Annotated in this window: 13 protein-coding genes and 1 pseudogene; 10 read left to right on the top strand and 4 right to left on the bottom strand. The window is 72.8% G+C overall.

Features of this window, described 5'->3' with window-relative positions; translation table 11 throughout:
- Positions 1-65: 65 nt before the first annotated feature.
- The 5 genes from ACZ6KO_RS03965 to ACZ6KO_RS03945 all read left to right on the top strand — a co-directional run bounded on the left by ACZ6KO_RS03965 (position 66) and on the right by ACZ6KO_RS03945 (position 5,116).
- On the top strand, positions 66-386 hold the full coding sequence (locus tag ACZ6KO_RS03965; RefSeq protein WP_469299609.1) for a hypothetical protein: 321 nt from the start codon (positions 66-68) through the stop codon (positions 384-386).
- Positions 379-1,410: a polyprenyl synthetase family protein gene (locus ACZ6KO_RS03960; protein WP_469299606.1), complete on the top strand. Its 1,032-nt coding sequence runs from the start codon at positions 379-381 to the stop codon at positions 1,408-1,410. The genes ACZ6KO_RS03965 and ACZ6KO_RS03960 overlap by 8 nt, the downstream gene beginning before the upstream one ends.
- 81 nt (positions 1,411-1,491) lie before the next feature.
- On the top strand, positions 1,492-2,679 hold the full coding sequence (locus ACZ6KO_RS03955; RefSeq protein WP_469299604.1) for an oxygenase MpaB family protein: 1,188 nt from the start codon (positions 1,492-1,494) through the stop codon (positions 2,677-2,679).
- A gap of 17 nt (positions 2,680-2,696) precedes the next feature.
- Positions 2,697-4,304 carry a molybdopterin-dependent oxidoreductase gene (locus tag ACZ6KO_RS03950; protein ID WP_469299602.1) on the top strand — a complete coding sequence of 536 codons (1,608 nt, stop codon included), beginning with the start codon at positions 2,697-2,699 and terminating at the stop codon, positions 4,302-4,304.
- 185 nt (positions 4,305-4,489) lie between these two features.
- Positions 4,490-5,116, top strand: a complete 627-nt coding sequence (locus ACZ6KO_RS03945) for a hypothetical protein (RefSeq protein ID WP_469299600.1) — start codon at positions 4,490-4,492, stop codon at positions 5,114-5,116.
- A gap of 83 nt (positions 5,117-5,199) precedes the next feature.
- Here ACZ6KO_RS03945 and ACZ6KO_RS03940 read toward each other — a convergent pair whose 3' ends face one another.
- A complete protein-coding gene (locus ACZ6KO_RS03940; RefSeq protein WP_469299598.1) occupies positions 5,200-5,910 on the bottom strand; it encodes an ArsR/SmtB family transcription factor in 711 nt (236 codons plus the stop codon).
- 66 nt (positions 5,911-5,976) lie between these two features.
- Here ACZ6KO_RS03940 and ACZ6KO_RS03935 point away from each other — a divergent pair, with 66 nt between their 5' ends.
- On the top strand, positions 5,977-6,606 hold the full coding sequence (locus ACZ6KO_RS03935; protein WP_469299595.1) for a flavin reductase family protein: 630 nt from the start codon (positions 5,977-5,979) through the stop codon (positions 6,604-6,606).
- Positions 6,607-6,820: 214 nt separating this feature from the next.
- Positions 6,821-7,255, top strand: a pseudogene (locus tag ACZ6KO_RS03930) (transposase); the annotation flags it as partial.
- Positions 7,256-7,261: 6 nt separating this feature from the next.
- Here ACZ6KO_RS03930 and ACZ6KO_RS03925 read toward each other — a convergent pair.
- Positions 7,262-8,083 (bottom strand): helix-turn-helix domain-containing protein, encoded by an 822-nt coding sequence (locus ACZ6KO_RS03925; protein WP_469299593.1) that lies wholly within the window; start codon positions 8,081-8,083, stop codon positions 7,262-7,264.
- Positions 8,084-8,210: 127 nt separating this feature from the next.
- Here ACZ6KO_RS03925 and ACZ6KO_RS03920 point away from each other — a divergent pair, with 127 nt between their 5' ends.
- The 3 genes from ACZ6KO_RS03920 (at position 8,211) to ACZ6KO_RS03910 (ending at position 9,364) form a co-directional block, all read left to right on the top strand.
- Entirely contained in the window at positions 8,211-8,573 is a 363-nt protein-coding gene (locus ACZ6KO_RS03920) for a VOC family protein (RefSeq protein ID WP_469299591.1), read from the top strand.
- Positions 8,574-8,599: 26 nt separating this feature from the next.
- Positions 8,600-9,019, top strand: coding sequence for an SRPBCC family protein (locus ACZ6KO_RS03915; RefSeq protein ID WP_469299589.1), 420 nt, complete (start codon positions 8,600-8,602; stop codon positions 9,017-9,019).
- A gap of 198 nt (positions 9,020-9,217) precedes the next feature.
- The gene (locus tag ACZ6KO_RS03910; protein ID WP_469299586.1) at positions 9,218-9,364 is read left to right on the top strand and encodes a hypothetical protein; all 147 of its coding nucleotides are present in this window, start codon (positions 9,218-9,220) and stop codon (positions 9,362-9,364) included.
- A gap of 80 nt (positions 9,365-9,444) precedes the next feature.
- Here ACZ6KO_RS03910 and ACZ6KO_RS03905 read toward each other — a convergent pair whose 3' ends face one another.
- Both ACZ6KO_RS03905 and ACZ6KO_RS03900 read right to left on the bottom strand, forming a co-directional pair.
- A complete protein-coding gene (locus tag ACZ6KO_RS03905; protein WP_469299584.1) occupies positions 9,445-10,683 on the bottom strand; it encodes a putative Ig domain-containing protein in 1,239 nt (412 codons plus the stop codon).
- A 158-nt stretch (positions 10,684-10,841) separates the two neighbouring features.
- On the bottom strand, positions 10,842-11,735 hold the full coding sequence (locus tag ACZ6KO_RS03900) for a LysR family transcriptional regulator (protein WP_469299582.1): 894 nt from the start codon (positions 11,733-11,735) through the stop codon (positions 10,842-10,844).
- Positions 11,736-12,051 lie beyond the last annotated feature (316 nt).

Below are 12,051 nucleotides of genomic sequence, written 5' to 3'. Positions count from 1 at the left end.
CCGCGACCGCGGTCACGCGACCACCCGGCCGCGCGACCGCCCGATCCACAGGAGTGCACCGAGCGATGTCCGAGACCGAGCAGGAGCGTCAGGCCGGGGCCGCGTCGTCCGCCGCCGGCGGATGGGCCCCCGCCGCCACACTGGAGTTGCTGGCCCATCTCGCGGCGGGGGTCGCCGACCTCGCCCTCGACCAGTTACGGCAGTCCGCCGACCGGGCACAGGACGCCATGCGCCGCTCCGATCTGCGCGAGCTGCTCACCGACGGCGTGGTGGAGCTGCGCAAGCGCGGGGAGCTCGCCACTCAGCGGGTCGGCGGCGGCACCGACAACTACCTGGAGATCATGGCCCGGCGCGCCGCCGAGAAGGCCGGCCGCCCCCGTGCATGACCACGCCGGCTTCAAGGAGCGCATCGACGGCGTGCTGACGGCCCTGGCCGACGAGGAGGAAACGGCCCTCCTCGCCCTGCACCCCGAACTCCATCCGCTGTCCGAACAGGTGCGGCGCTCACTGGCGCACGGCAAACGACTGCGGGCCGCCTTCCTGTACTGGGGGTGGCGGGCGACGGGGCAGCCGGACTGCGAGGGCGTGATCCGGGCGGCCGCCGCGATGGAGCTGGTCCACGCGGCGGCCTGTACGCACGACGACATCATCGACGACAGCCGGATGCGGCACGGCCGGCTCACCGCGCACGCCGCGTTCGCCGCGGCCGGACGGCGCCCGGTCGCCCTCGCGATGATCCTCGGCGATCTGCTGATGGGGTACGCGGGGCACGTCTTCACCACGTGCGGACTGCCGGGCGGCTACCTCGCCCGGACCGTGCCGCTGTGGTCGACGCTGCTGCGCGAGACCGCGGCGGGCGAGTTCCTGGAGGTGCTGCGCACCGACGCCCCCGCCCGCGAGCCGAGCGTGACGCAGTCGCTGGAAGTGGCCCGCTACAAGACCGCCAAGTACACGGTCGAGCGGCCGCTGCACCTGGGCGCCACCCTCGGCGGCGCCCCCCGCGCCCTGCTGGAGGCCTTCTCCGCGTACGGGCTGCCGCTCGGCGAGGCCTTCCAGCTGCGCGACGACCTGCTGGGCACCTTCGGCGAGCCGGACCTGACCGGCAAGTCGAACCTGGACGACCTCCGGGACGGCAAACCCACCGCCCTGCTCGCCCTCACCATGGTGGCGGCGACCGAGGACGAGCGCCGGCTGCTCGCCAAGCTGGTCGGCAATCCCGACCTCGGCGACGAAGAGGCGCGGTCGGTGCGCGAGTTGATGGAGCGCTGCGGGGCGCGCGAGCGCGTCGAGGACATGATCACCCGGCGCATCCACCGGGCCACGGGCGCGCTGGACCTCGTGGCGATGCCGGCCGAGGCGCGTACGGCGCTGCACGAGCTGGCCGGTACGGCGGCCGACCGGGCCCGGTGACGCGGCCGTCCGGGCCCCCGTGACAGCGGCGGAACGCTCCCGCCGCGACGACGACTTGATCTCGAGAGAACGAGGACCGAAGTGAACCCCACCCCCACCGCCCCGCCGCGCCCCCGCTACGACGACGCCGCGCTCGACGTGCTGGCCACCCAGGGCGATCCGCTCGCCGACGAGACCGTGGCCACGATGTTCGCCCGCGGCGAGGTCGGCGACCTCAACACCCTGATGCGGTTCTTCACCACCGCCGGCCACCAGCTGCCCGACCGGATGCCGGCCGCGGCGACCGCGTACTTCGAGGCCACCTCCGTACCTCCGTCCTGGGTGGACTGGGACGTGATGGAGCAGGCCCGGCTGTTCTTCATGGACAACGCCGCGCACATCAACACCGGCCTGTCCTTCGCGTCGATGCCCGCCTGCTACGCGATCCCGCGGGTGGCCCGGCTGCTGGCGGCGAGCCACTCCATGGACTACCCCTCGCGGCGGATGGCCAACACCGGCCAGTTCGTGACGTACCTGATGCAGACGAACGCCTTCGAGGACGGCAGCAAGTTCATCCCGGCCGTGCAGAAGGTGCGGCTGCTGCACGCGGCCGTCCGCCACCACCTGCGCGAGGGCGGCCACTGGGACGTCGCCGCGGACGGACTGCCGCTGTCCCAGGAGGACATGATCGGGGGTCAGGTCTGCTTCTCGCTGCTGGTGCTGGACGCCATGCACCGGCTCGGGGTGCACATGAGCGAGGAGGGCGCGGAGGCGTACTTCTACGCGTGGCGGGTGGTCGGCGCGATGCTGGGGTGCGACATGGACTCCGTACCGCGCGACCTGACGGAGGCGCGCCAGTACACGGACCTGTACCTGACGCGCAATCTCGGGCCGTCGCAGGACGGGGTGCGGCTGAACGCCCAGCTGATGCGGCTGTACGAGGACGTGGTGCCCGGCACCTTCTTCGACCCGATCGTGCCGGCGACCATCCGCTTCCTGGTCGGTGACACGATCGCGGACTGGCTGGAGATCCCGCGCGGCCCCTGGGACGCGGCCGCGAAGGCGGTGCCGGTCGTCCTCGGGCTGCTGGAGACCATCGAGGACAGCAGCCCGCTGGCCGAGTGGGCGATGGACAAGGCGGGCTCGCTGGTCACCGGCTTCGAGCTGGCCTCGCTCACCCGGGGGCGGGTGATGCACCACGCGATCCCGGCGGAACTGAGGACCGAGTACGGGGTGAAGCCGCCGCGCACGGGGCGCTGGGTGCCGCCGGCGCCGAGCCCGGCGTTCTGACGCGTCATGCTGGAAGGGTGAACGCGGACACGAACGACGTACGGCGGCCCCGGCACCAGAGGGGCCTGGCCGCGCTCGGCGGCCTGGTCGCCGCCTTCGCCGGACTGTGCGCGGCCGAGCTGGCCGCGGCGGCGCTGCGGCCGGAGGCGCGCCCGGTCAGCGCGGTGGGCGCGGTGGTGGTCGACGTGACGCCGGAGGCCGTGAAGCAGTGGGCGATCCGCCAGTTCGGGACCGCCGACAAACTGGTGCTGACGGTGGGGATCGTCGTCCTGCTGGCCGTCATCGCCGCCGCGGCCGGCCTGCTGGCCCTGCGCCGGCGCGCGGCCGGGGTGGCGGTGGCCCTGGCGTTCGGGGCGGCGGGCGCGGCGGCCGCGGCCACCCGCCCCGGGGCGACCTGGCGCGACGCCCTGCCGTCCCTGGCCGCCGGGGCGGTCGCGGCGGCGGTGCTCTGGCTCCTGTCCACGGCCCTGACCCGGCCCGGCCCCCGGCCCACCGGAAGCGGGGCCGACGCCCGGGGGGCCTGGGCCGTGGACCGGCGGGGCTTCGGCCGGCTGGCGGCCGGGGCCGTCGCGCTGTCGGCGGCCGCCGGGTTCGCCGGGCGGCGGCTCGGCGCGTACGGCTCGGCGGACGCGACGGCCTCCCGGGCCGGGCTGCGGCTGCCGCCGCCCGCGGTACCGGCCGGCCCGGTACCGCCCGGCGCCGACCTGCGGGTGCCCGGCACCCAGCCGTATCTCACCCCCAACCCCGACTTCTACCGCGTCGACACCGCCCTGGTCGTGCCCCGGATCGACGCCGGCACCTGGCGGCTGCGCATCGGGGGCGACGGGGTCCGCACCCCCCTCACGCTGACGCTGCCGGAGCTGCTCGCCCGCCCCCTGGTCGAGCGGGACATCACGCTGACCTGCGTGTCCAACGAGGTCGGGGGGCCGTACGCGGGCAACGCGCGCTGGCTCGGCGTACGCCTGGCGGACCTGCTGCGCGAGGCCGGGGTGCGGCCGCCGTCGCAGGGCGGTCCGGCGGACCAGCTGGTGGCGCGCTCGGTGGACGGGATGACGATCGGCACGCCCGTCGAGACGGTGATGGACGGCCGCGAGGCGCTGCTGGCGGTCGGGATGAACGGTGAACCGCTGCCGTTCACGCACGGCTTCCCCGTCCGCATGGTGGTGCCGGGCCTGTACGGCTACGTGTCGGCGTGCAAGTGGCTGCGCGAACTGCGGCTGACGTCCTTCGACGCGTACGACGCGTACTGGGTGCGCCGAGGGTGGGCGGCGCAGGCCGTCATCAAGACGCAGGCGCGGATCGACACCCCGCGCGCCTACTCCTCGCCCCGCGCGGGGCGCGTGGCGGTGGCCGGGGTGGCGTGGGCGCAGCACCGGGGCATCGAGCGGGTCGAGGTACGGGTCGACGGCGGCCCCTGGCACGAGGCCCGGCTCGGGGCGGCGGACAGCGCCGACACCTGGCGGCAGTGGGTGTGGCCGTGGGAGGCGACCCCGGGGCGCCACACCCTGGAGGTCCGGGCGACGGACGGCACGGGCGCCGTACAGACGGCGCGCCGCGCGGCCCCCGCCCCGGACGGAGCGAGCGGCTGGCACGCGGTGACGGTCACGGTCACGGACGGCTCCTGACCGGCGCCACGGCCGCGTGCGTCGCCGGGCCGGGGCCCACGGCCGTGGGCGGCTCCGGGCGGTGCCCGGGACGCATCCCGGGCGACTCCTTGCCGGGCACGCGACGGCCGCTCGATGATGGGCCTGCCCGGGTCGCATCGGACGGGCGGACGGGGACGGGGCCGGGCGGACCGACGGGGGACGACATGCTGGCGAGGGAATTCGGGTATCAGGTCGCGGCGCGGCCCGCGCTGTTACAGACGCCGGGCGCGGCGGCCGCGGTTCGGGCGACGTGGCAGGCACGCAAGTCCAAGGCGTGGGGGCCGGTCAATATCGCCCTCATGGTCTTCTGTGTCGCACTCCTCGTGGTCACGCTCGGCACGGTGAACCTCCTCTTCGCCCTGGCCGGCGCGGCGTTCTTCGCAGGCCTCTGGGGGTGGGCCTCGTCCCGTATGCGCAAGCCGCTGGCCGACGCGGAGGAGGTGCTGCGGACGCAGCCCTGGCAGGTGTGGCCCGTCCGGGTCGTCACCACGGGCGACAAGAACTGGCCGCACGGGCTGCATCTGCTGGCGCCCGACCGGACGGTGGCGGCGGCGTTCGTCTGCCGGATGCCCGAGGACGTGTGGCGGGGCATGACCGACGGACGGGGCCTGGTGTGGTTCTGCGGCGATCTGCGCTTCCTCTGCGTGGCCGCCGCCCCCGGCGGCAGCCCGGCGTGGGAGGCCTTCCCCGCGGCGCTGCCGGCGCAGCCCGTGGGCGGCGGGACCGGCGGGCTGGAGGACGAACTGGTCCGGGAGGCCGCCCGGGCCGCCGTCTGGAACCTCTTGCAGTAACCGCGCGCCGCCGTGGCGCGCCCTCGGCCATGGGGACGGATCGTGGATTGGCCGCATGGAGCTGACCGGTACGGCGTTCATGCTCAGCGAGCCGTGAGTGCCTCGTCAGTCAGGCCCAGGTGCCGTCGGAAGGCGTCGCGCCCCTGGTCCGTCAGCCGCACGACGCGGGAGCCTTCGGCCGGCACGAGCCAGGACTCCTGAACCGCATGGTGGAATACGGCCGCGGCGACCGCGCCCGCCAGATGCAAACGCCGCTCCGTCCAGTCCAGGCACGTGCGTACGTGTGGTGCCGTTTTCTGGGTGATGCCCGTGTCCGTGAGCCATGCGGCGCCCGGGGGAGTAAGGACCGGGCCGAACTCCCAGTCCAAAAATCCCTGTTCGGTCATCGCGTCGGTGATCGCCACGGACAAGGAGCCGCCGAGATGGTCGTAGCAGATGCGGGCGAAGGCCACGGCACGGTGCTGGCGGGCGGCAACGAGCGAGCGGACCGGGACGAGCTGCTGCGGTGCCCGGGCGGCAAGGGCTTCGATCATCTCGGCGATGGCGGGGTCCGCCAGGCGCACATAGCGGTGCCGGCCCTTGCGCTCCTCGGCCAGCAGGCCGCCGGTCACCAGCCGGTTCAGGTGGCTGGTCGCTGTGGACGGTGCGATCCCCGCGAGCTGTGCCAGTTCCGTCGCTGTCCACGCGCGGCCGTCGAGCAGCGCGAGGCAGAAGGCGGCGCGGGTGCGGTCGGCCAACAGCGCCCCCAAGGCGGCGAGGTCCGGTTCCTTGGCGTAGATATCGGGGCTGATCACAGCACCATTGTCGGCAGCCGATACTTCGACGCACATCGAAACGTCCCGCCCCTAGCGTCTTGAGGCATGACGACTGATGCCCACCTAGTGGTCCGGCCGAGCATCCTCTACTTCGGCACGCCCGTGGTCCTGCTGACCACCGAGAACGATGACGGCACGTTCAACCTTGCCCCGATCTCCTCCGCCTGGGCACTGGGACAGCACATCGTCCTGGGCCTGGGCAGTGAGAGCCGGACCGCACACAACCTCGCGGCGCGCTCCGAGTTGGTGATCAACGTTGCCTCGCCAGAGCTGTGGGAGCAGGTGGAGCGTCTGGCACCGCTCACCGGGGCCAACCCGGTGCCCGAGAGCAAGCGGGCGGTATACCGATACGAGCCCGACAAGTTCGCCGCGTCCGGGCTCACCCCGGCCGATTCCCACATCGTGAGGCCGCCGCGCGTCGCCGAGTGCGCGCTGCAGTTGGAGGCACGGGCCCGTGCACTGACGCCGGGCGGAGCGGGTCTTTTCTTCAGCGTCGAGTGCGACGTGCTCCGCGTCCACGCCGACGAACGCATCGTCGTGCCGGGCACGCACCACATCGACCCCGCGCTCTGGAACCCGCTCATCTACAACTTCCGCCACTATCACGGTCTGGCACCGGAGGTCGGGTACGGCTTCCGCTCAGAAACGGTGAATACAACGACCCGTGCTGCATGACAGCCCCTCGGCGTCCAACCGAACGGCAAACAGAGCCGCGACCGAATTTCAGAACGCTGTGACCGCGGAAAGAGGTTGTGACAGCTTCGCACGATGCCCCGAACTTGATCGCTCGGGCGGGTGATCGCCGGGCATGAGCTCAACCGTGGCCGCGTTGACGCCGGGCGGCTGCGGCGGACCCTTGCCACGCTGCCGCAGCCGAAGGCGGCCGACAACCGGCTCGTCCTCCTGGTGCCAGCTCCTCGATGCCGTCCGTCTCGGCTTGGAGGACGACGTCGCCGAGGGCGACGCGGACATCCTGATCGTCTTCGACGCCGGATACGACGCCCCGCGCATGGCCCACCTGCTCGACGGGCTGCCGGTCGAGGTGCTCGGCCGATTGCGCTCGGACCGGGTGATGCGCGGGCCCGTGCCCCTCCCCTGGTCTCGCCGCCTCAGGGCGGACGGCCACCCAAGCACGGCAAGGAATTCCGCTTCGTCAAGCCCGAGACCTGGCCAAAGGTCGACCATCTGCCTGGCGGCGGCGACCCGCTGCCGGTCTGGCTGTGGTCCAGGATGGCCAAGCAGACGCTCGGCTGGACCCGCCCGAAGATCCGTACCCCCCGAGGCGGCGGACCGGTGGACGTGGCTGATCATCACCGCCCACACCGGCTCCTCAAGGGGATTCTGGGGCGAGGAGCCGCCGCAGTGCCGTTGGTGTGCGGCCGAGGTAATGGCGCATCGTCCGGCAGAGGTGGGCCTGATCGGAGAAACCCAGGTCGGCGGCGAGGGTGGCGAGGCTGTCCTCGCCCGCGTCCAGCCGGTCGAGGGCCCGGCCGACACGGACCCGGTTGCGGTAGCGGGTCAGGGAGACTCCCAGCTCGCGGGTGAACGCGCGGCTCAGACGGTAGGGCGAGACACCCAGGAGCTCCGCGAGCGGCAGCAGTCCCTCGGAGGCGGGGTGGGCCTCGCCGATCGCGCGCCGGGCCGCGGCGACGAGCGTCGCCTCGTCTCGGGTGGGACGGGCGCCGGGCGGTACGGCGCCGGAGACGGCCTGGCCGACGGTGGCGGAGAGCAGTCCGAGGAGTTCCTCGGTCACCGCGTGGTCCACGTCGCCGGTACGGGTCGACGCGAGGACGCGGCGGTGGGCCAGGTCGAGCCGGGCGTCCACGTACACGCTCTGTCGAGCCGGGTGGGCGTCCTGACCCGCCACAGCCCTCCACAGTGCGGGCGTCATGCTGATCGAGGTGCACTCGTCGCCCCCGGCGGCCGGGTGCGCGAAGCGCTCCTCCTCGCCCGGCACGCCGAGATAGGCCACGGTCGGATCGACGTCGGCCGGGGTGCCGGCCGCCTGCCTGCGGAACCGGCCGCGCCGCACGAGTACCACCCGGTAGTCCTCGCGCACCTCCGCCTGTGACCAGCGGGTGTGGTCGTCCCGGCAGCTGACCGTGGTGATGCGGAAGTCGGGCCGGGTGGCGAGGACGGTGGAGGTGAGCACTTTTGAAAGCTACACCGGGGGTCGGACATCGGCCCCGCGCAAGGATCTTCAAGACCGGGATGGGGCGTGGCGAGCAAGCTGAGCGGCGTCGCACTCAAACCCGTACCGCGCTCAAGGAGTCGCCGTCATGTCCGCTCTCGCGAAGATCAGCACCGTCGTCATCGATTGTGGTGCCCCGGTCCCGCTCGCCGAGTTCTACAGTCAGGTCACCGGCTGGGAGATCACTTACAGTGGCGAGGACTTTGCCTCCCTGGCCGACGGGGAGCACCCCGGCCTGGCTTTCGTACGCATCGAGGGCTACCGGGCACCCGGCTGGCCCGACGGCCGCAATCACGCCCACCTCGACTTCACGGTCCCCGACCTGGAGGAGGCGGCCGACCGGATCCTCGCCCTCGGAGCGTCGAAGCCCGAGTTCCAGCCCGGCAAGGATCAGTGGGTCGTCCTCACCGATCCCGAGGGGCACCCGTTCTGCCTCACCACCGGCGCCTGACACGTCACCCGACAGGAGGAGGGCACATGGCTCACATCTACAAGGAATTCCTCATCGACAACTCCCCGGAGAAGGTCTGGGAGGCTCTACGCGAGGTCGGAGCCGTGCACCAGCGGCTGGTGCCGGGCTTCGTCACGGACACCCGTATGGAGACGGACACCAGAATCGTGACCTTCGCGAACGGTGTCGTCGTGCACGAACTGATCGTCGACATCGACGACGCGTCCCGCCGGGTGGCCTACGCGGTGATCGGCGGCTCGATGGCGCCGAAACATCATCACGCCTCGATGCAGGTCCTCGCCGACACCGACGGGCGCAGCCGGTTCGTCTGGACGATCGACGTGACGCCCGACGAACTCGCCGGACCTATCAGCGAGATGGCCGAGCAGGGCGCGCGCATCATGCAGGAGACGCTGAAGGCCACCCCGGTCCCGACGGACAGGTAGGGGGCCTCGCGCCGGGGGCCGGACCGAGGGGCTTCTCGGGCCGGCCCCCGGCGTTCCGATCACAGGTCGAGCTGGTACCGGACCGTCTCGTGCATGGGTACGTGCTGTCACCACGCCCAGCACAGCGATCACGCCTACGAGCTCCTGGTGGGGCCGGAGTGGTTCCGGGCGTGCGGCGGGAACGAAGGGGTTGGGCTCGTGGCCGGTCGGAAGTGGTGGATGGCGATGATGGTGGCGGCCTTGGTGTCGCCCGGGTGGGGTGGGCTGCCGGCGCAGGCCGAGGAGGCCAGGCCGGCCCTGGAGAAGGTCGCGCCCACACCGCTGGAGGTCACCGCGCTCACGTAGGCGCCTGTCCGTCGGAGCTGCCGTCCGGGGAGCGGTCGCTGGGTCCGCTCCCCGGTCGGGCAAGGCGTTCGCCCGGTGGTTCAGAACCAGGTGAGGGTGAGGGGGAAGGTGGTGGTGGCGGTGGCTCCGGTGGAGTCGGTGACGGTGGTGGTGATCTGGAGGGTGCCGCTGCCCCAGGGTTTGCCGCTGATGCGGCCGGTGGTGGCGTCGATGGTCAGGCCCCAGGGCAGGCCGGTGGCGGTGTGGCGCAGGGGCGGCTTGCCGCCGGTGGCGGTGATCTGGATGGTGCAGGACTGGTTGAACTTGCAGGTCTGCGGGCCCGGGTTGACGACCTTCAGATCACCGGCGGTCGGCGTGGGGGTCGGGGTCGGGGTGCCGGTGCAGCCCGGGGTGGCCTCGGGTGGCAGTGGGACCCGCCAGATCTGGGGGTCGTTCTCCGAGCCGACCAGCAGGGAGGTGCAGTCGGCGTACGTGAGGGTCTCGCCCTGGGACTGGGCCGGCAGGGCGACGTCGGCGAGCTTGGTACCGGAGGTGTCGTACACGGCGGCGGTGTTGGCGCCGAGCGGGCCGCCGCTGCGCAGCGCGTACGAGGCGCCGGAGGGCGAGAAGGCGCCGTCGGTGGCGAAGACCGGGCCCGGCCGGACGGCGGTGAGGGTGTTGACCCGGTCGGGCTGCGGCGGCAGCGGGGCCTTGTACAACTGGCCCGCCGCGCCGATCAGTTTGCTCGCGACGTACCACTGGCCGGTGACCGGGTCGGCGAGCAGGGACTCGGCGTCGTGCCGGCCGTCGGCGTACGCGAAGCGGTACGAGGTCGGCGTCACGGTGGCGTTGGCGAGGGTGTCGGGTTCGGGGAAGGCGTGGACGGTGATCTCGGCACGGCCGCTGAGGTTGTCGCCGATGTCGCCGACCAGGACGGTCGCCCGGCCGGTGGCGTCCTGCTCGAGGGCCAGGCCCTCCCAGTCGGTGTTGGCGGCGCCGGAGACGGTGAGGGTGGCCCGCAGCCGCCCGACGGCGGTGGAGCAGTCGATGGCGAAGACCTGGTTGGTGTTGCCGCTGTCGTTGACGGCGTAGAAGACGCCGGGGTGCTTGCGGCTCATGGCCAGACCGCTGAGCTCGGCCAGACCGCCGGGCAGCGTGCACTTCTTCTCCGGCGCGAGGGCGGCGGCCGCGAGGTCCGCGTCCGCGGCGGCACGGGCCGGGCCCGGCCACGGGACCTGCGCGGCGGAGGCGGTGGTCATCAGGGCGACCGCCGGCAGCGTCGCCGCGAGGGCCGCGGTCAGCAGGGCGGCGGCCCAGGGGGGTGTGAGGAGTCGGGGCATGCACCCAAGGTGACGGATCGTCAGTGGCTGGGCCAGGGGCGGCCATCCCCTCTTCGAACATGGTTCAATGCCGGGCCGGCATGACTGCGGCGCCCGGCGGCGCATTCCGGTCGGCATTCCGGTGAGCGTTCCGGTCGGCATTCCGGTGAGCGTTCCGGTCAGCGCGCGGGTTCCCGTACAGGAGCGTTGTGCCGGGCGTGGGCGATGAACGCGCGGGCGGCCCGGCTGAGCGGGCGCCGGGCGTGCGCGATGCCCACCGGGCGCAGCAGCGGCGGGGTGAAGGAGCGGATCTCCGCGCGGTGGCCGAAGGCCCTGAGCACCACGTCCCGGTACCAGATGAGCGAACCGCGGCCGTCGGTCACACCGGTCACCCAGGCGAGGCGCTCGTCGACCTCCAGCGTCGGTACGGGGCGCACGCCGAGGCAGCTGAACATCGCCTCCATCTCGGTACGGCGGCCCGTGCCGGGGGTGGGCAGCACCATGGGCAGGCCGTCGAGCGCACGGAAGGGCACCGGGTCGGGTATGGCGGAGCCGAGGGGTGAAATCAGGACGACTTCACGCTCCTGGATGTGGTGGGTGGACAGCTCCTTGTCGATGGGCAGGTCCACCAGCGCCAGCTCCGAGCGGCCCTCGGTGAGTTCCAGCACCACGGCCTCGCGGCTGCCGCACTGGTTGAGCCGCACCTCCACGCCGGGATGTCGCATGGTGAAGTCCGGCACCAGGTCGACGGCCAGGTCGAGGGCGAGGGTGGGAGTGGCGACGACGGCGAGTGTGGCCCGCGCGTTCCTGCCGTGCGCCGCCCCGATGTCGTCGATCGCCTCGACGGCGTCGAGCACGGTACGGGCGAGGCGGACCACGCGGGCACCCTCGGGGGTGAGATCCACTCCCCTGCCCCGGCGGGCGAGGAGTTCGACGCCCAGGTCACGCTCCATGGCCTGGACGGCCCGGGAGAGGGCGGACTGCGCGACGAAGACCGAGGCCGCCGCGCTCGTGATCGAGCGGCAGTCGGCGACGGCGACCAGGTAGCGAAGCTGCGCGAGTGTGGGGGTCATGCCGGGAAGGTAACGGCGGGACCGTTCCGCTGTAAGGGCCGCAAGGTGAACAACCGTCCGCTTCACCGGCAACCTTCATACCCGGTCGGCTCCGAGGCATACCGCTGCGGCATGACACGGCTTCCGACGCTCCGGGCGGCCGGCCGCCCGGCCCCATGTGAACCGCGGGTAACACCGCAGGCCACCGCTACGGAAGGGGATCCTCCGCGGTCGTCCGGGCGACCTTGGCCGGAGTCCGGGGGGCGATAGAACACGTTCTGCGCCGCCGTTGACACTGAACGGCGGTCACCGCACGATTCATCGCGGCATCAGGGAC

This window comes from Streptomyces sp. NPDC042102 (genome assembly GCF_055582305.1).
The sequence above is the reverse complement of the archived record's forward strand: the minus strand, read 5'-3'. Positions and strand labels throughout refer to the sequence as shown.